General features: G+C 47.8%; 16 protein-coding genes. 7 read left to right on the top strand and 9 right to left on the bottom strand.

Annotation, left to right across the window (positions count from 1 at the left end):
• The first annotated feature begins 9 nt into the window (after positions 1-9).
• From ABLV75_RS12855 to ABLV75_RS12825, 7 genes are all read left to right on the top strand, one after another.
• Positions 10-1,713: an FAD-dependent oxidoreductase gene (locus ABLV75_RS12855; protein WP_004099510.1), complete on the top strand. Its 1,704-nt coding sequence runs from the start codon at positions 10-12 to the stop codon at positions 1,711-1,713.
• Positions 1,714-1,777: 64 nt separating this feature from the next.
• Complete coding sequence (locus tag ABLV75_RS12850; RefSeq protein WP_004099508.1) at positions 1,778-2,596, top strand: TIM barrel protein; 819 nt, start codon at positions 1,778-1,780, stop codon at positions 2,594-2,596.
• A gap of 10 nt (positions 2,597-2,606) precedes the next feature.
• Positions 2,607-3,971, top strand: coding sequence for an aromatic acid/H+ symport family MFS transporter (locus ABLV75_RS12845; RefSeq protein WP_004099507.1), 1,365 nt, complete (start codon positions 2,607-2,609; stop codon positions 3,969-3,971).
• Between the two features lie 404 nt (positions 3,972-4,375).
• Positions 4,376-5,776 (top strand): MFS transporter, encoded by a 1,401-nt coding sequence (locus ABLV75_RS12840; RefSeq protein WP_023329370.1) that lies wholly within the window; start codon positions 4,376-4,378, stop codon positions 5,774-5,776.
• 90 nt (positions 5,777-5,866) lie between these two features.
• Positions 5,867-7,045, top strand: a complete 1,179-nt coding sequence (locus ABLV75_RS12835) for a Gfo/Idh/MocA family oxidoreductase (protein ID WP_032734250.1) — start codon at positions 5,867-5,869, stop codon at positions 7,043-7,045.
• A gap of 156 nt (positions 7,046-7,201) precedes the next feature.
• Positions 7,202-8,587 (top strand): MFS transporter, encoded by a 1,386-nt coding sequence (locus tag ABLV75_RS12830; RefSeq protein ID WP_004099503.1) that lies wholly within the window; start codon positions 7,202-7,204, stop codon positions 8,585-8,587.
• Between the two features lie 796 nt (positions 8,588-9,383).
• Complete coding sequence (locus ABLV75_RS12825) at positions 9,384-9,710, top strand: hypothetical protein (protein ID WP_004099502.1); 327 nt, start codon at positions 9,384-9,386, stop codon at positions 9,708-9,710.
• 150 nt (positions 9,711-9,860) lie between these two features.
• Here ABLV75_RS12825 and ABLV75_RS12820 read toward each other — a convergent pair whose 3' ends face one another.
• The 9 genes from ABLV75_RS12820 to ABLV75_RS12780 are packed head-to-tail and all read right to left on the bottom strand — an operon-like array spanning position 9,861 to position 18,826.
• Entirely contained in the window at positions 9,861-10,847 is a 987-nt protein-coding gene (locus ABLV75_RS12820; RefSeq protein ID WP_004099501.1) for a hypothetical protein, read from the bottom strand.
• A 10-nt stretch (positions 10,848-10,857) separates the two neighbouring features.
• Positions 10,858-11,790 carry an ACP S-malonyltransferase gene (locus ABLV75_RS12815; RefSeq protein WP_004099500.1) on the bottom strand — a complete coding sequence of 311 codons (933 nt, stop codon included), beginning with the start codon at positions 11,788-11,790 and terminating at the stop codon, positions 10,858-10,860.
• A 9-nt stretch (positions 11,791-11,799) separates the two neighbouring features.
• A complete protein-coding gene (locus ABLV75_RS12810) occupies positions 11,800-13,188 on the bottom strand; it encodes a hypothetical protein (protein WP_004099499.1) in 1,389 nt (462 codons plus the stop codon).
• On the bottom strand, positions 13,185-13,973 hold the full coding sequence (locus ABLV75_RS12805; protein ID WP_004099497.1) for an outer membrane lipoprotein-sorting protein: 789 nt from the start codon (positions 13,971-13,973) through the stop codon (positions 13,185-13,187). Before ABLV75_RS12805 ends, ABLV75_RS12810 begins: the two co-directional genes overlap by 4 nt.
• Before the next feature lie 9 nt (positions 13,974-13,982).
• A complete protein-coding gene (locus tag ABLV75_RS12800; RefSeq protein WP_004099496.1) occupies positions 13,983-15,293 on the bottom strand; it encodes an ABC transporter permease in 1,311 nt (436 codons plus the stop codon).
• Positions 15,294-15,938, bottom strand: coding sequence for a hypothetical protein (locus tag ABLV75_RS12795; protein ID WP_004099495.1), 645 nt, complete (start codon positions 15,936-15,938; stop codon positions 15,294-15,296). It abuts the gene before it with no gap.
• Positions 15,922-16,629, bottom strand: a complete 708-nt coding sequence (locus ABLV75_RS12790; RefSeq protein ID WP_004099494.1) for an ABC transporter ATP-binding protein — start codon at positions 16,627-16,629, stop codon at positions 15,922-15,924. The genes ABLV75_RS12795 and ABLV75_RS12790 overlap by 17 nt, the downstream gene beginning before the upstream one ends.
• 13 nt (positions 16,630-16,642) lie before the next feature.
• A complete protein-coding gene (locus tag ABLV75_RS12785; RefSeq protein WP_004099493.1) occupies positions 16,643-17,605 on the bottom strand; it encodes a hypothetical protein in 963 nt (320 codons plus the stop codon).
• Complete coding sequence (locus ABLV75_RS12780; protein WP_004099492.1) at positions 17,606-18,826, bottom strand: beta-ketoacyl synthase N-terminal-like domain-containing protein; 1,221 nt, start codon at positions 18,824-18,826, stop codon at positions 17,606-17,608.
• Between the last annotated feature and the right edge of the window lie 3 nt (positions 18,827-18,829).

Genomic DNA, 18,829 nt, shown 5'->3' with positions numbered 1-18,829 from the left:
GAGTCGGTTATGAGCGGGCAGATGAACGTGGATGTTCTGGTGGTCGGCTCCGGCGCGGCGGGGCTCTCCGCCGCCGTCACTGCCGCCATTGGCGGCGCCAGCGTGCTGGTTGCGGAGAAAGAGTCGGTGATTGGCGGCACCAGCGCCTGGTCCGGCGGCTGGCTGTGGATCCCGCATAATCCGCTGGCGCGTGAAGAGGGGATTAAAGAAGAGCCCAACGCACCGCTGGTTTATTTGCAGCATGAAATGAACGGTGAACCGGCCGATGCGCGCCTGCTTGCCTACTTACGGCACGGACCGGAGATGATTGACTTTTTCCGCCGCCATACTGCCGTGCAGTTTCTTTCCGGCAGCAAAATGCCCGATTTTCATCATTCGCCGGGATCGGCCGCCGGAGGGCGCTCGGTCACGGCGCAGCCTTTCGACGGGCGGCTGCTCAGCGACTGGCTGCATCGCCTGCGCCCGCCTCTGGAGACTATCAGCCTCGCGGGAATGGGCATTGCCGGCGGCACGGATATGGCACACTTTTTCAACGCCACTCGCTCTCCGCGATCGGCGCTGTATGCCAGCCGTCGCCTGCTGCGCCACGGCTGGCAGCGGCTGCGCGCCGGACGCGGACAGTATCTGGTTAACGGCAACGCTTTGGTTGCCCGGCTGCTGCGCTCGGCGCTGGATGCAGGAGTGACTTTTCAGCTTAATGCGCCGGTTGAACGGCTGCTCGCATCCGGGAACGGAGTAAAGGGCGCGATATTACGCAGCGACGACGGCCGGATAGAGGTTCGGGCCGGTGCGGTGATCCTCGCCTGCGGCGGCTTTCCTCACGACAGACAGCGCCTGGCCGAAAACGTGCCGCACGCCGCCAGCGGCTATGGCCACTTCTCCGCCGCGCCTCCGGGTAATCAGGGGGAGGGCATCCGCCTTGGCGAAACGGTCGGCGGCCAGTTTGATACCACGCTCAGGCATGCGATGGCCTGGGCGCCCGTTTCGCGCGTGACGCAGGCCAGCGGTCTGCAGCTGCTCTTCCCACATCTGGTTGAGCGCGCCAAGCCCGGCTTTATTGCCGTACTGCCCAACGGTAAACGCTTTACCAATGAGGCTGATTCTTACCACGATTTTATCGCCGCGCTGCTGGAGGCCACGCCGCCTGGCGAAGCGCCACAGGCGTGGCTGATTGGCGATAGCCGTGCGCTTCGGCGCTATGGGTTAGGCCATGCCCGCCCTTTTCCTTTTGCCCCGGAGTCCTGGCGACGCACCGGCTATCTGTACGTCGGCGAGACGCTGGAAGCGCTGGCGAAAGCATGCGCTATCGATTCGCAGCAGCTGGCGGAAACGATCGCCCGTTTTAACGGTTTTGTAGACCAGGGAGAGGATAAGGATTATCAGCGCGGCGCGTCGGCATACAACCGCGCGCAGGGGGACGCCAGCCGTTCCCCTCACCCTACGCTTGGGAAACTCAGCCGCGCGCCTTTTTATGCGGTACGCATTCTGCCCGGTTCGCTGGGCTCCTTCAGCGGTTTAATTACCGATGAGAATGCGCGGGTTCTCAACGCGAAGCAGCAGCCGATTCAGGGCCTTTACGCCATCGGCAACGATATGTCGAGCGTGATGCGGGGATTCTATCCCAGCGGCGGTATCACGCTTGGTCCGGCCATGACCTTTGGCTACATGGTCGGTAAAAAACTGGCAGAAAACATTAATAAAGCAACGCAGTAAAGCATTTTACCAGGGACGGCAATACGCATAACAACAATCACCTGCAACTGTACTGGAGTCCTTTATGAACATGCGAACCCTGTCACTCGCCGCGCTTACCCTACTCGACGTCCCGCCACCGCAACAGGTGCGGATCGCGGCCCAAACCGGATTTACTCACGTCGGCCTGCGCCTGCTTCCCGCCACGGCGACCGACCCTGACTATGGCATGCTGGGCGATACTGCCGCTGTCCGCGATACCCTGGCAGCGCTGATGGAAACCGGTATTCGCGTCTCGGACGTTGAGATAGTCCGCCTGACGCCAGATTTTTCGCTGGACGCTCGTTTGCAGCTCTTTCTCCATACCGCCGCGCGTCTGGGCGCCAGACAGGTTTTAGTCGCCGGAAATGATGACAACCGCGCTCGCAGCGCGGAAAATCTGGCCCGGCTTGCCGAAGCTGGCCAGGAGTATGGTTTAACCATGAACCTGGAGCCCATGCCCTGGACACAGCTGCGCACCATCGCCGAAGCCCAGGCGCTTATCGCCGCCAGCGGCCGCCAGGATATCGGTATTTTGATCGACGCGATTCATTTCTGGCGCTCAGGCGAGTCGCTGTCTACGCTCGCCGCGCTGCCGAAAAACTGCCTCAACTATATGCAGCTTTGCGATGCCTCGCCGCAGATCCCAGCAGATGAACAGGAGCTGATTTACCAGGCCCGCGCCGCGCGTAAGGTGCCCGGCGAAGGCGGGCTCGATCTGCATGGACTGATGGCGGCGCTTCCGGCGACGCTGCCGGTTTCTATCGAGGTTCCGCTAAGCGGCGAACGCGGCGCGCTGCCGGCACTCACTCGCGCTCAGTTGCTGTTTAACGCCGCGCAGTCCTACCTGCGCCCTTGCGCATAAGGAGCATCCCATGACACAGACTCAACGCCTGGACGTCAGGGAGTTAATCAACGCCAATCCGCTCAGCCGCTTTCAAAAACTGGTGGTGTTTTTAGGCTTCTGCGTGATTGCGCTGGACGGCTTTGATATCGCCATCATGGGATTTATCGCCCCGACGCTGAAGCAGGAATGGGGAGTAAGCAACCATGAACTCGGTTTTGTCATCAGCGCCGCGCTGATAGGCCTTGCGCTGGGCGCTATATTCTCCGGGCCGCTCGCCGACTGGCTGGGGCGGAAAAAAATCATCATCAATAGCGTCTTCTTCTTCGGCTTCTGGACCATTGCCACCGCCCTTTCGCAAAACATCGAACAGATGGTGCTTTTTCGTTTTCTGACCGGGCTCGGATTAGGCGCCGCCATGCCGAATATCGGCACTCTGGTGTCGGAGTATGCGCCTGAGCGTCAGCGCTCGTTTCTGATTACGATTATTTTTTGCGGCTTCACCTTTGGCGCCGCGGCGGGAGGATTCTCCGCCTCATGGCTAATCCCGAAGTTTGGCTGGCACTCGCTGATGCTGCTCGGCGGCATCCTCCCGCTGCTGTTCGCGCCGCTCCTGATCTGGCTGTTACCGGAATCGGTGCGTTTTCTGGTGGTTAAGCGCGCGCCAGCCCGACGTATTCGGCTGATTTTGCAGCGCCTCTATCCGGGCCAAATCGCCGATGATGCCGAGTTCACTCTCCCAGCCCAGCCCGTGCAGGCAAATGCGATGCGCATCGTTCTCTCCCGCCAGTATCGCTTCGGTTCGATGATGCTCTGGCTGGTCTATTTTATGGGGCTCTTTCTGGTCTATCTTCTCGGTAGCTGGTTACCGACGCTGGTGAAAGAGGTGGGATTAACGGTTGGCCAGGCGGCGGTGATGACCGCAATGTACCAGGCGGGAGGAACCATTGGCTCGCTGTTTGCGGGCTGGTTGATGGACCGGATTAATCCGCATCGGGCGCTCGGAATGATTTACGCCGTTGGCGGCCTGTTTACGATGGCAATGGGATATGCAGCGGCAAGCTTTGCGCTCATCTGCCTGCTGGCGTTTATCAGCGGAGCCTGTTTAAACGGCGCCAATACCGGTATGAATGCGCTTTCCGCCCGCTACTATCCTACCGAAGCGCGGGCTACAGGTTCCAGCTGGATGCACGGCGTGGGCCGCATGGGCGCCATCCTCAGCGCTTTTGCCGGAGCTGAGATGCTGGCGCTGAATATTAGCTTCGAAAGCGTTTTTCTGATCCTTGGCATCCCCGCCGCGATCACCGTCGCCGGGCTCGCGGCCAAAGGAATTTTCGCGGCTGATTCGGCGCCAAAATCCACCTCCTCCACCGCCGCGTTCGGCAATACCGGTTAAATGCGTTAATCAGTCGGGCATGCTGCAGCATGCCCGACCACAAAAAAGAAAAATTAATTTCAATTTACATTAATAATGAAAAATAAAAATCTAATGCCTTATCGATTCACTTCACAAAATCAGCACTCAAAATCACAAATTGCATATACAAGATGAATCAATGAGCATCAAAAAAGGCAGCAAATAACCTTATTAATCAGAATGACTTGATGATTCCCCGATCCACATCGGACGCACAATCTTTTCTATTTTTCGATCCGCCTCTCATATACAGAAGTTAAATTTCATATAACCATTGAAACGAAACAAACATTTCCTTATGTTCTGGCTGACATCAGGATAAGGTAGTGCCGGTGGAACTGGCGCTGAGGTCCTTACTTGTCCCCCCGACAAAGGAATAGACCATGAGTGAACAGCAGATCCTTATTTCTCCCGTAGCATCACGCGGCGATAAGTTAACCTGGACGACCCGGATAGCCTATGGTGGAGGCGATACCGCCTGTAACGTCGTTTTCGGCATGATCGGCACAGTTTTAACGCTTTTCTATACGGATTATGTCGGCATCAGTATCGCCACGGTCGGTCTGGTAATGCTGATCTCACGTCTGTTTGACGGTGTTTCCGATGTCATTATGGGTCTGATGGTTGAGCGCACAAACTCTCGCTGGGGAAAATCACGCCCCTGGCTGCTGTGGATGAGCGCCCCCTACGCCGTATCGGCGATTCTGCTCTTTACCGTGCCCCAAACCACCGGAACGCTGCAGTTTCTCTACCTGCTGGTAGCCTATAACTTCTGTACCACCGTGTGCTACACCGCGATCAACCTCCCCTATGGCAGCCTCTCCGCGATGATGACCCGGACCTCCTGGGAAAGGGATATGCTTAGCATCACCCGCATGTCGATGTCGCCATTTGGCCGCATTCTCGCCGTGGCTTGTACATTGCCGCTGGTGAAATATTTCGGCGACGATCAGGCAGCATGGATTAAAACCATGGCCATCTGGGCTTTTCTGGCGCTGCTGTTACTGCTGTTTTGCTTCTACAAATGTGAAGAAAAAGTGGTTATCAAAGCGCGGGAAAAGCAGGGAAACGTAGCGGTAAAAACGCAGCTTTCTGCCCTCTTCCGTAACCAGTACTTCTGGGCCAGCGCGATCCTCTGGACAGCCCAGAGCGTTTATTACACCGTGGTTGGTATCGCGCTACCTTACTACTGCCGCTACGTGCTAGGCGACGATACCTTCTACAGCTCCATTTTCGTGGCCGAAACCGCCTGCATCATTATTTTCACCTTCCTGAGTTCCATCCCCATTCGAAAATACGGTAAACGCAACGTGGCCCTTTGCGGCATTGTGCTGGCGACCATAGGCCAGGTGCTGTTTATGTTTAATTCTGACGACTACCACTGGGCGCTGGCCAACGCCATTATTCGCGGTATCGGCTTCGCGCCGCTGAATGCCGTGCTATTCGGCTTCTGCGGTGACGCCGTCGAATACGGCCAGTGGAAAACGCGCGTCCGCCAGGAGGGAATGATCTTCTCTGCGGGGTCTGTCGGTACGAAGCTCGGCGCAGGCATTGCCGCCGCGGTTATCTCCGGCCTGTTAAGCCTCTCGGGCTACGTCAGTTCCAGCAGTGGATCCGGCGTTCAACCGCAAAGCGCTATCGACATGATTAATAACGTTTATCTCTACGGCTCGTTCTTCCTGTGGATTGTGGTCATCATCACCCTGCTGTTTTATCGGCTGGATAAACAATATCCACAGATTATGCAAGAGCTGAAAGAGCGCGAGGCGCGTGGAGAAATGTAAAGCCCGAAACCTGGCCCGCGCCTCTCCGGGTGCGGGCTATCCAGAAGAACATCTGAAATCCGAAGTCTCTCTTTAGAGGAGTGCATCATCATGTTAAACGGCATGAAACCCTTATCTCGCTCCCTGCGCTGGGGAATGGTCGGCGGCGGCGGCACCAGCCAGATTGGCTACAGCCACCGCTGTGCAGCACTGCGCGATAATGTCTTTACCCTGCTGGCCGGCGCGCTCGATATTGATGCCGAACGCGGCCGTCAATTTGGCGAGCAACTCGGAATCGCCCCCGAGCGCTGCTACGCCGACTATCAAACGCTATTTGCAGAGGAAGCCAAACGCCCTGACGGCATTGAAGCCGTTTCGGTCACTACGCCGAACAATACCCATTTCGCGATCACCAAAGCAGCGCTGGAAGCGGGGCTGCACGTTATCTGTGAAAAACCACTGTGCTTTACCGCCGCCGAGGCCCGCGAGCTGCTGGCGCTGAGCAAAAAGCAGAACAAAATAATCGGCGTTACCTACGGCTACGCCGGGCACCAGATGATTCAGCAGGCGCGGCAGATGATCGCGGAGGGTATGCTTGGGGAGATCCGCATTATCAATATGCAGTTTGCCCACGGTTTTCATAATGAAGCCGTTGAACTGCAGGCTGAATCTACCCGCTGGCGGGTAACGCCCAAATATGCCGGCCCTAGCTACGTGCTGGGGGATCTGGCGACTCACCCGCTATTTATTGCGGAAACCATGGTGCCAAATCTGAATATCACCCGGCTGATATGCGCACGTCAGAGCTTCGTCAAATCGCGCGCGCCGCTGGAAGATAACGCCTTCGTGCTGATGGAATATAATAATGGCGCCGTCGGTTCACTGTGGACCAGCGCAGTCAACAGCGGCGCTATGCACTCACAAAAAGTCCGCGTCATTGGCGAAAAAGCCAGCCTTGAGTGGTGGGATGAGCGCCCAAATCAGCTCAGCTATGAGGTGCAGGGCGAACCCGCGCGCGTTCTGGAACGTGGAATGCCCTATTTAAGTCCGCAGGCGCTGGCAGACGACCGCATCGGCGGCGGCCACCCGGAAGGGCTGTTTGAGGCATGGGCCAACCTTTACCGCCGTTACGCCATCGCTATCGATGCAATGGATCGCAGTGACCAGGCGTTTCTGGATAACTTCTGGTATCCGGACGTCGAAGCCGGGCTCCACGGGGTCTACTGGGTTGAGCAATGCGTCAAATCCGCCGATGCAGGCGGCCAATGGGTTGATTTTAACTGCCAATAATCTCCGCTAGCCGGCGGAGCCCGCTCCGCTGGTTTCTTTTTGTCTACCGCCCTCACCTCATCGTGCAACACAGCAGTAATATCTGTTAAACAAACATCTATTTACGCTTCTGGCTCCCCCCACTACACTAGGCGCAGTTTTTAGATTGAGGTGGTAATGAACGATAACAAAATGACGCCAGGCGAACTGCGCGCAACCTGGGGTCTGGGGACCGTTTTCTCTCTGCGCATGCTCGGCATGTTTATGGTCCTGCCGGTTCTGACCACTTATGGCATGGCGCTCCAGGGCGCAAGTGAAGCCCTTATTGGCCTGGCTATAGGCATCTATGGACTGGCGCAGGCAATATTCCAGGTTCCTTTTGGCCTCCTCTCCGATCGCATTGGCCGTAAACCGCTTATCGTCGGCGGCTTGTTAATCTTCGTTCTCGGCAGCATTATCGCCGCGCTTTCCGAATCGATCTGGGGCATTATTCTTGGCCGCGCGCTGCAAGGCTCCGGAGCGATTGCCGCAGCGGTAATGGCGCTGCTTTCCGACTTAACCCGCGAACAGAATCGCACTAAAGCCATGGCGTTTATCGGCGTCAGCTTTGGTATTACCTTCGCCATCGCCATGGTCCTCGGACCTATTATCACCCACCAGTTAGGCCTGCACGCCTTATTCTGGATGATTGCCGCTCTGGCGATGCTCGGGATTCTGCTTACGCTGTGGGTTGTGCCAAATAGCCATAATCACGTGCTTAACCGTGAATCCGGTATGGTGAAAGGCTGCTTTAGCAAAGTGCTTGCCGAGCCAAAACTACTGAAGCTCAATTTCGGCATTATGTGCCTGCATATTATGCTGATGTCCACCTTTGTTGCCCTGCCGGGTCAGTTGGAAGCTGCCGGTTTTCCCGCAGCTGAGCACTGGAAAATCTATCTGGTCACCATGCTGGTCTCTTTTGTTGCCGTGGTGCCGTTTATTATTTACGCCGAAGTAAAGCGCAAAATGAAGCGCGTTTTTCTGCTCTGCGTTGCCATTTTACTGATCGCCGAGATCGTACTTTGGGGAGCGGGAGGCTATTTCTGGGAACTGGTTGCCGGCGTTCAGCTATTTTTCCTCGCGTTTAACCTGCTCGAAGCGTTACTGCCTTCGTTAATCAGTAAAGAATCACCTGCCGGCTACAAAGGAACAGCGATGGGGATTTACTCTACCAGCCAGTTTCTTGGAGTCGCGATTGGCGGTTCGCTAGGCGGCTGGGTAGACGGCTTTTTTGATTCACAAACCGTTTTCCTGCTTGGCGCCCTGCTGGCAATGCTGTGGTTACTGGTGGCCAGCACCATGAGCGAACCGCCTTACGTTAGTAGCCTGCGGGTCGAGATCCCTGCCGACGTGGTGGCGGATGAAATGCTACAGCAACGGCTACAGGCTCAAGCAGGAGTTAAAGAGGTACTGGTAGTTAACAACGAACGTTCGGTGTATATCAAAATCGACAGTAAGGTGACTAACCGCTTTGAGATTGAGCAGGTGATTAAGCAGGGGGCAGTTCAGACCGTTCCCGCGTAAAGTGGTTAAGCAGCCAGGGACATGGTACGTGGCAGGTATGATGTCCCTGCTGCGTACTGGCGAAAGCTTGCGTGACGGTCTCCCCTCCCAATTATCTTCGCCGCTTTAAGCGTTGGTTTAGCGTTATCCCTCTCATCTTCTTTAAGCTAACGCTACGTTTCAAATCCCCACTTCACCTCCCCATAAGAGGGCTGAGCCCAGGCAGACAAGCAGAAAGCGGCATGAGATGCTTCGCAATAAACGCACCGGGAGGATAGCAGCGCCGCTCAGTCTCTGGGATTATCACCGTGCAGCTGTTCTGACCTGGTGATAAACATCAAAAACAACTTTTTTGAAATAGGTAAAGGACAAACATGAACTGCCTGAGGGATTATCTATATTAGAACGAAGAAAGCGACGGTGAATTATAGATAGCTTATTTTTATGGATAGCAGTATAGGGCCATTCACATAAAACATTCTAACATCACTATGTGAATTCATAATACCCGCAGCATAAAATTTAAAAATTACGTTCTAAAAATGCCACATAGCGATTACTTTCAGTAAGAGAGATAAAAGATTGGTAGTAAACCCATATCCATAAAATATAAAATCAATCAATTATAAAAAACGCAATTATTCGGAATTTTTATTAGAAGCACGAATTTATCATCACGTTAACTATTCATAATGAATTACCGGTTCATTTAAATATTCACTATTATCAAAACAAAGCCCTGGTTAATATTTACGAGGGTGTACTCAGCTTGCCCGCAACTAAGTAATTATAAATAGTAATAGCACAGGAATAAAAAATGAAAGAATTAACACAATATGAAATGGAAAATATCTCGGGTGCTGGCCTCTTTGACCTGCCTTGTGCCCTGGTTGATTTCACTATTCAATCCGCACTTGGACTGATGAAAGTCGGCTTTGATGGCTCCCTTACCATTGCCAAAACGGCGCTGGAAACCTCTCTGGATATGCTTAGCAACTTGCTGAGTGGCTCCCCATCCAGTATTGGTAGCATACTGGCAGATCACCTGAATTCAATGATGTATGAAAAATCAGGTATCTGGTCAAACTTCGTCTATGATGCAGCGACGAACTGGGGCGACGTAGTTTCTTCTTTACAGAAATAAAAAACCAAGCCAGTCAGGGAACTGACTGGCTTTATCCATTCAACAATACATCTTTTCAGATTAACATTCACATATAATCTACATCCGCTCATTCAGGATTGTAAACTGCAATGCTGTCGTGCATATCTCCTTAGTAAGTTTTATTTCATTTTAACGTTCAATTCGATCGCAACGAAAATACATATCACATGCGACGATATAATCATTATGCCAATGCCAGTAAGCATGTAGATAGAAATAAAAAAATGAAGGCAGAGAGCAGGATAAAAAATAAAATTCAAAATAAATACTCAATCCCGAAAATGCCAAAATGACATTGAGCAATACAATCCAAATAAACTGAGTGATTAAAACCATGAATAATCTAAGCCACATCGCTTTATTATAGAGCCATGGCCAGGGGATTGACTTTGATAGATGGAAGTCAAATTCCCTCAGGAACAATCGCCCGAGAAAAATGTAGCGTTTCGATGGACGGATGAAGATCATATCTAAAAACAAAACAATAACGCAAAGAATAAACATCGCTATCATTAATCTGGCTGAAAAAAAACCATCCGCCAAAGAAAAATCATCCTCATTTGCTAACGGGCTGACTATCAAGCTATTCATTAAAAAGGTGATAAAAAGATTAAAACCGACGTAATGATGTAGATTGCGCCAGACTACCTTTTGGGCAGTAAAATCCTTCATTCGCTTCACATAGCTATAACGTGCATATTTAAACGCCAGGTAAATAGCCAATGGCGAAATAATAGCAATACAAAGTAGTGCATGACCCGATGACATAAACGACAGGCAGCTCGTAATGAGAAGATAAAAGATCGCAAAGTATGAGAAGGTAACCACTGCCGGATGCCACAAAAACGCCTCATACGAGGATATAGCTTTCCCCTGAAAACAGGAAAAATCTATATGCTTCATGACACATTTATAACCCCAATAGTTTTTCAGCTCGTAAATAAAAGAAAAGACAATTAATGCCAGGATAACGCTCAGGCTCAATACATTACTTGGCAGTAAGTTATAACCATTGTTTTTCCAGAAAAGGAAAAGTAAAAACATAGTTAAAAGATAAAGATAAATAATCACTCGTTTATCCTGATAACGAGTAAATGTTAAATAGTCAGGGATCATAGCGCCTCCATTACAAGCCAATCAGCTTTCTACAATGCACGACATTTTCTGGCGCGAAACGCCGGAAGTCATAAAGGAGTTGTCCTAAATAAGCTTTATTGCTGAACTCCAGAAAAGTTACCGGCTGAGAATTCTGTAAATGAGCCGTAAGAGATTTTGACCATTGCACCGTATGCGTCAGATGTAGAGCCAGATTTTCTTTGATCTGCTCAGGAAGGAATTCTGCTTGCCCGGTAACATTCATCAGCACGCTGTATTTAGGCGAACAAATATCGATTTTTTGCAAAAAATCGCGCATCATCTGAACACCATCGGCCATCAGACGCGTATGCCATGCGCCGCTAACCCCCAGTTTAACCGCCTCTAAACCGGCACCATAAAGGATCTGTGAGATACGGCCCAGATCAGCAGTCGTGCCACCGATAACCTGCTGACGACAGCTGTTATCACAACTCACCTCGACAGGTATACCAGATGCGGAAATCATGTTAGTTAAGGTTTCAAAATCAGCGCCCTTAACCGCGAGCATAGCTCCTTTATGAATTTTACTTAAATCATTCATAATCTTTGAACGGGTATGTATCATCCTAAAAAGCGCCTCCAGGTTAAATGCACCCGCAGCGAAAAGCGCGCTGTACTCGCCAACGCTATGCCCGCAAGAACCCACGATTGGCAAATCAGGCATTTTTTCCAGACAGAGGCAATAGAGCGTCACGTTAATAGCCGTAACGGCAACTTGCTGAGCCGTTGTCTGGACCAGGCGACTCATCGGCCCGCGCTCGCATAAACGGCGAATATCAATTTGGGTAATATCGCTCGCGCAGTCCCAAATATTTTTTGTGACTGCATTCAGATCCCACAAATCAGACCCCATTCCAATAACAGGGTTACCTTGTCCTGCAAAGATAAGAGCGACAGAAGGTGTTGATAGCTGTGATACCATAAAATATCCTTATAAATAGTATTTAAAACCGACATAAATGCTTAGTGTTTCACCAAATAGCGCAAACTCTGATTCAGAACCTCCCAGGGAGCTGTATGCGCCGGCATATAACTCAAACGGCGCCCACTTACCTTGCAAGGGTTTAATAAAATGGGCCCCAAATAATACGCTGCCATCCGCTATATTTATCATTGCATAGGGTTGCAGGGTGGACTGGTCATTATTACGCAGACTAAAATAGGTATTAAAGTAATGTTTGGATAACAGCATGCCTTTATTTGAAGTGTTACCAATCTCTGAGGCCATAAGATACTTATAGCTATCAAACGCCCGGTCTAAAAAATCGTAGCCAGTCCTGTATCCCATCAAGCGAATGAAATCAATCTGCTCCTGCCAGGCCTTTTTCGAATATCCCTCACTCTGAAAATAGTATTCTAAGCCGAATACGCTAAAGCTATCAGTTGTATACTGCCCGCCAAGCGCAAACTCAACGCCTTGTTTATCCTCCACAGAATAGAGTGAGGATGGAAATGAGCCAGCCAGTACGGCCTCTTTTTTATCATTTGAGAAGTGACGCCACTGCTGGCCTTTATGCCAGGAAAACTCAGCATTAATTAAAAACTGTGATGTATAATTATATAGTTCTGATAATGAAAACGCCGGATTATCGCCTAATAGTAAATTAGCGGACAGGCGATGACTAGCTAGTCGGTAATCATTATAAGTTAATAGGTAACGCTCTTCACTATTTGAGCGTTGTGCTGCAGACCAGTTGCCTGATGATTCATAGTACTTATCGATACTGCTCAATCTGGGAGCTAGCGTAAGTAAAAAATTATAATCCTGATACTCTTTAGATAATGTGCCCCCCCAAAATGATTCGCTATAAGCTGATTCCATTGCTGGCCCATATATTCGGTTTGTTTTAAAACCGGAATAATAATTTGTCAGCAATGTAGCGGGGGATCTTAAGAAAAAGGCCCCTTTTGAAGGTCTCAGCTTCCCTCCTTCCAGGCGTGTTGTATCAGATAAAGCATAGGTAAAACGCAGTCGATCTATCATTATCCTTGCACGATTTTTATCTTTTTCAAAGACTCCGGGACTGCGAATCGGATAATAACCTAAAGAATAAAATGAAAAATCCATATTGAGATTATTATCCACTAGATCGCACTGACCTTTTATGCCTAACGCAATATCATTATAAACATTGTCGGCCACGTACGGATTGCGACCATCAATTTTCCAGATTGACGGTTCTTTATTTACATATGAAATCTGCGCTGCCAAAGTAACATCCATATTATCTTGCAACACACTTGCGGACAGACAGTGTCCCTGAACCAGGGTAGAGACTAAAGTAAAAAAGGGAATAAGGACGTAGAGAGATATTTTCATTGCCCCCCCCTTAACATCGCCTCTTTTGTAAAAAAATACTCAGGTAATTTTTCCAGTCTTACGTTACTATATTTCATCACTGAATAGCCTTTTGCATATCGAGCACTCTGTACGACAATTTCAGATGGCCGATATTTACCTAAAATTTTCTGGTAATTTTTATAGGAGACTTTTTTGAGCAATTGGTTATCAAGGGAGTAATAAGATGCCTGGTAAGGCCTGAAATCATCTCCTTGTTCTACAAGGTATATCACCTTTGGATAAGTTACCTTATCCGATTTGCGTATCAGTGATAGTCTATAACAGACTTTCTGTCCGCAAGGTTCAGTACCTTCGATTGTAGAATCGTAGGCGTACTCAAAATTAGTGACGATAACGTCTGCATTTGAGATTTGCCCACTCAGCCTTTGTGCCGGTGAAATAGGTATCGGTTTTCGTAGTTCAGGTGTATAAAACCAGAGATCGTACCAATCAGAAAGCATAATCTTCCCTTTATCCCGTGGAGGATAAATAAACCGGACTAAAGAACGCGCATCTGCCCGCGAGCCATTTTCAGGTTTCATAAAACGCATTGACACATCGAGAATTTGTTTACTCTCCGGCTGCTCGCCACCCTCTTTATATTCAAGAACAGTTACCGTATAGCGGAAAGGTACATTAGGCGAACGTATATCATCAGCCAAACGTATAATATCTATAGCCTGAGGTGCCGGAGTCTCGGCTATTACCCAGGATGAAGAAAAAAAAGTAATAAGAATAAGTAAGCGCAGTTTCAGGTGTTTCATACTCATTCCTCAGGAATATTTAAACGCCGCAGAAATATTGAGCCGTGATGCGCGATACGAAGGAAGAACAGACGCAAGAGCTGACGTTAAAATCGGTAAAACCAGCGTAGTCCAGAAAAGCTCGACATTATCAATCTTAATAAACGCAGTATATCCTATCGATTGACCCGGGGATGGCGGCATAGCAATCCCATAAACATTGATCATCGCAGCTAAACAATATCCCACCAAAACACTCCCCATGGCACCAAACACGCCAATAAAAACACCTTCCAGCCAAAATAATAATGTCACATGGGAGGCCTCAAGACCAATGGCTCTCAGGGTGGCTATTTCACGCGTTCTCTCAGCAATATTCATCGTTATTGAATTACCAATCATAAACACGACAATAAGCGCGACAATAAGTTTGATAAAGAAATATATGCCTGAGAGCATTCCCTCGACCTGTTGATAAAAAATAGATGTTTCTTTCCAGTCCTTCACAACCAGCGGCAACTTATTGTCAACAATATATTTATTCAACTTAACTATAAATTCATCAACATTATTATTATTCAGCAATATAAGTACTTTACTCACGCCATCTGTGCCCATAATCCTTTGTGCTGTATCTAGCGGAACCTTCAATGCTACATCATCATAATCTTTAATACCGGATGCAAATATCCCACGCAATTTTAACGATAAAGCTCCCTGGCCACCTGATGTATTAACTACCATCACATCAAGCCAGTCGCCATAACCCGCGGCAAGAGTTTTTGCCAGCCCGCTGCCTATTGTGATTTCATTACGTTTTACGCGCGATAAATCACTGCCTAAAATGATTTTATCAAAGGCACCCAGTTTCAAGGCAGGTAAAGGCTCGACCCCCTGAGCAGAAAAATAGCTTGAGGTTTCATTTTCATATTGAGAAATAACTCCTGTAAACTCAAGCTGCCCTGAAAGGGTGGATATATCATTAGCTAGCGAAGAATTATGCATAATATCATTTTTTAGAGCAGCATAATTATTGATGAGATGTTTACTCTTGTTTGCAGTATCAAAGTACTCCTTGTTATAAACTTGTACATGACCAATGTTTGTGCGGATTGTTTGCTGCTGGAGAATCCAGAAAGAATAATTAATAAAGCCGCCATATAAAAATATGGCAACACCACCAAGAATTATCGCACAAATTGTTGACAAAGTTCTTCTGCGATGCCTTAATAAATTCAAAAAAGAAAACTTAGCATCACGGAAGCGGAAAACGACACAATAGATGATAAATAAAACAATTATAAGCACAAAACCATTTACAAAGATCATATTCATTGACATTTATTTGGCCCTCATAAGGGGTATAATAATTTGCGTAACTTCATCAAGTTCCCAGGTAGATGAACCGTTATAAGCCATATCAATTTTTTTATTTGGATTATCCACCTGTAATATTGATAATAATTGGCCAGCCTGTTGATAAAGTTTACAGTTATAAAATGCTCTGTAGCGCATATCATTGACGTTATCTCGAATTCTGCTACTTAATTCTTGTTTTAGCAGTATGTCTGTGTCCTCGAGGGTAATAACGCAGCGTCCCAACTCGGCGGGTAGGTACGCATCGACCTTGGCACGCAGATATCTGATGAGTGGTATGTTTTGATTTAAATCCACAGCTTCATCGAGATAAAAGAAGCCTGTTTTAGCATACTCTGAAGCCTTAATAATATCATTAGTGGCCAAAAAATAGTTTGCTTGCCTCAACATCCCGTAGGCATAAAAAACCAGCGAAGCAATATTTCCGGTCTTTTTGAACTCATCGGATAGAGATTGAGTAGTTTTTGCTAACACGTCAGGCTGAGTTGGAAACCCATTATGGAGTATGCTTTCAACTACAGGCGTATAAGTGGGAGCCGCCGTGGCGGCTACAATAACCAGAGACAGGCTCAGGCACAGTAACCTGAAGAAATTATTCATATGAATCATAAGCTAATTCTCCATCACGGATTTCCACCACTCGGCGCGCACGTTCCGTTAGCTGGGTGGAGTGGGTCGATATAATAAAAGTGGTGCCCGTTTGATGATTGATATCTAGTAAAAGATCCAGAATTGCGTCTCCCGTCGCCAGGTCGAGATTTCCCGTAGGTTCATCTGCAACGACAATCTGAGGTTCATGTGCGAGTGCTCTTGCTATGGCGACACGCTGTTGTTGCCCGCCAGATAGCTGCCCCGGTTTCCGGTCTTCCAGGCCGGATAAACCCACGCTATTCAGAAAATGGAGGGTTCGCTCCTTTGCAGTTCTGGCATCGAAATGGCCATTAAGTATCAATGGATAAAAAACATTATCAAACACGTTAAGTACCGGGATTAAATTAAAGAACTGGAAAATAAATCCCAGATGCTTACTACGTATTGCTGCCAGATTTCTCTCTGACAATGCATTCATATTTTTATTGAGAAAGAAAACATGCCCTGCGGAGGGTTTATCAATTCCGGATAATATATTTAACAATGTGCTTTTACCACTCCCAGAAGGCCCACATAAAGCCATAAACTCGCCAGCAGCGATATCAACATTGATATTTTTAAGTGCAACAACCTCGTTCTCGCCCATTCCATAATTTTTATAAATACCATGCAAAGAAATAGCTGGCAATTCTTTAATATTAGCTCTCACTGTGGCCTCATGGTTAATACCAGGTATCAAAATAAGTTAAGCCGCCATTATAATCGGGCAAGATTGTTCTCATGCGACCACCCTTAAAAGCGTGCTGAAAAATATGATGCCAGCTCAAAGCAGGCGTTATGCAACCACTAGAACCATATTTCTTTTCAAGATCGAGTAATTTTACAGGATGGTTAAAAAATGGCGTTATCGAACTGGCCCTGCCGGAAAATGCAACCAGATCAATATCTGATGCATAATTTTTTTGATACTGTGATGAGTCTGCGCTAAAATAGGGCCCGCAGTTTACTTTTAGATCACCAGTTGTTTGACTGAAAATAAAACATCCTACGCGTTCGATTGATAAATTCATCCCAGGAATTTTTCGAGATTCTTTCATTTTACTACGAGGATTAATATTTGTTGCGGTAAACGCTAACAATGGTATGGCACGATAACCACCACAAACAATGACAAAATCAAAGATATCCCAGCTTAAATAGTCTTGCGCCAGGCGCATTGCCTGAATCAGCGCATTTTTTTCACCGCGGATTTTGCATGTCACATTATCTACAGAAAACTTTTTTACTAAATTTTTTGGTAGTGTATCAATGGTAGATAAATGCAGCGTACTTATATCATATTCAAAGCCAGCCGCTTCTCCCCATGAGTCAACATAGATAAAAGCAGTTCGTGATTTCATCAATAGCATACGTTCCTTCTGAGGCAACGCCTGCATTGCGACATCGGATACTTTTTCTAACGCAGAGATATACGCCATGTAATTAGTTCTGTTCACTACTTCTTTGTCATAGGCATCTGCGCGAGTACCAAATCGTTTAAAAGCCCAGCTATTTGTATCGGTATTTTTCAAAGCTATATCATAGGAATGTGCTTCCCAAACATTTAGCCAACTGGGACTGTATAAAAATAAAGGTGCCTCGGGCTCCATAAGAGACAACGATAATAAATGCATAGCATCATCCATTTAGCTAGCTTCCCTGGCGGTATTGGACAGCAAAGCTGCGATAATAGAACCATCTACCCCTAAGCCGGTTTTAAGCAAATGACTCTTGTGATGTTTTATTACTCCCGGCCCGGTAAGAAAGTGGTGAGCTATACCATTAACAATGGGTTCATTAATTACCGGTTTTATTAACTCATGACAACTTACTGAATGATGACCAATTATTAAATCTACCAATCCAGAACCAGTAGCGGTATAACCTATTTGCCCTTTGTAAGCGAGGACTGGTAGCATATTCTCCCCTGCCAGAATAGCAATAGCTTTCGCTTCAATGCTGTCACTGAACGCTGTACCATTACCATGAGGGATAAAAGCGCACACGTCCTCAATTTTAACTCTCGTATCATTCAAGAGTTGGTTGACTAGTTTTAATATACAGGTACTCTGCCAGTAAACATCGTTACTTCTACTGGCATTAATCTGTTTATAAGCCGTCTTGATACTCACTCCATCAACAAGTTGTCGAGCCAGGCGATGATGGTCACTTTCAAGTACCAGAACGCTATAACCTTCAGCAAAGATCACCCCTTTGCTATTTACACCAAACGGTTGAACAAGATCCGTATCCAACATTGATTGAGTTGAGAGAAACCAAATATCCTGAGATTTTACCTGGGATATATTAATAATGAGAGCAAGCTCTATACCACCGCGCTCAATTGCATGGCTTGCCAGATGAACGGCTGTAAGCCCGGAGTTACTGGTGCAATTAATATTCGGTGGTAGATACCGCAAACGATATTTTTTAGCCAAAAGCTCTGCAATTATATCCTGAGACATATTTTTGGCGCATAAATTGGTTATTGAAGGAGTCAGCGCGAGATCTTCAATATCATTATAAGTAGCGAAAGAACGATAATCTATAGCATCAACTCGAGGCCCTATACCAGTAATATAGACTCTGATATTATCTTCTCGAAGACAATTCTCATCCAGCATTGACTGCCTTAAGGCCTCATCAATTAGGCGATAGAGTAATTCAGGAATGCTATCATTACTATATTTCATCTTTGCAACATTGACATTACCACGAAGCCCACATTTAATAGCTTCATCATTCGACTTGAACCAAGGCGCGGTTTTGACACGCTTTCCCTGTTTCAGATTTGCAATGAGCTGTGAACCATCATCGGCAAATGGTAAATGAACGCTATAACCAGAAATAATAGACTTCCTGTCCATCGT

The organism is Klebsiella sp. CN_Kp066, assembly GCF_040065135.1.
GTDB classification, from domain to species: domain Bacteria; phylum Pseudomonadota; class Gammaproteobacteria; order Enterobacterales; family Enterobacteriaceae; genus Klebsiella; species Klebsiella oxytoca.
This window is presented reverse-complemented; position numbering and strand designations above follow the sequence as displayed.